Origin of the sequence: Burkholderia sp. Ac-20344 (genome assembly GCF_017104975.1) — a bacterium.
Taxonomy (GTDB): domain Bacteria; phylum Pseudomonadota; class Gammaproteobacteria; order Burkholderiales; family Burkholderiaceae; genus Burkholderia.
The window spans coordinates 1-852 of the sequence record NZ_JAAGPP010000391.1 but is presented as its reverse complement, the minus strand read 5'-3'; the positions used below and the strand labels follow the sequence as shown (position 1 = coordinate 852).

General features: G+C 64.4%; 1 protein-coding gene. It reads right to left on the bottom strand.

The window, feature by feature from the left end; genetic code table 11:
- Window positions 1–852: hypothetical protein (locus G3N64_RS39290; protein ID WP_205788922.1), on the bottom strand; the 852-nt coding region annotated here is incomplete at both ends.

Here is an 852-nt window from a genome sequence, read left to right as displayed (position 1 = left end):
AAATCTGCCCGCGTCGCCAACCTCCCGCCCGCCACCCGCTCCGCCATCCCCGTCGCGTACTGATTCCGCCACGTCCCGTACGTCTTCACCACATTCCCCACCCCGGCACCGATCGCTCCCACAAACAGCGCTCCGCCCAACGTCTCCCGCAAATCCTGCTGCCGCGTCTTCTGAAACGACAGCGCCTTCCTTTCGCTCTCCAGCAGTGCCTTCCACCCCGCGTACTTGCACACCGCATCGATTGCCGTCAGCGCGCCTTCCGTCGCCGCCCCGTACACCGACGCACCCAGCTTCGCCCGCAGCAGCCGGAACTCACGCAAGCTACCCGGCGACGTCACCTTCTCCGCCAGCAACTTCACCTTCAGCGTCGGATCGCTCGTCGCTTTCAGTGCCTCTCGGATGTCCTCGTTGATGAACACCACCATCCGCGATCTCACTTCACCCGTTCGCGCCTTCTCCTCGAACGACTTCAGATTCCCGCTCGCGAAGCTCCCAACCACCTGCCGCTCCGCCAGCGTCGTCAATTGCCTCACCTGCTGCGCCGACAGCGGCTTGCCCGTCTGCTCCCCCGCATCCACCAGGTTGTCGATGAACAGCTTCGACAGCGTCTTGATCGTGTCCCGTGCCTTTCCATTGATCTCCACCGTGCCCACCGGCATCTTCAGCGCCACGCCGACCACCGCCATCCATCGCGCCAGCGTCTTCTCCATCGCGTTCTCGTTGAACTCTCGCAGCACTCTCGACAACGGACCCGCGATCTGCGTCAGCACGTCCGCCACCGAATCCGGCAACAGCTTCGGCGCGGCTTCCTGCTTCGCCTGCTCGGCCTGCGCCTGGCTCGATTTCGCTTCG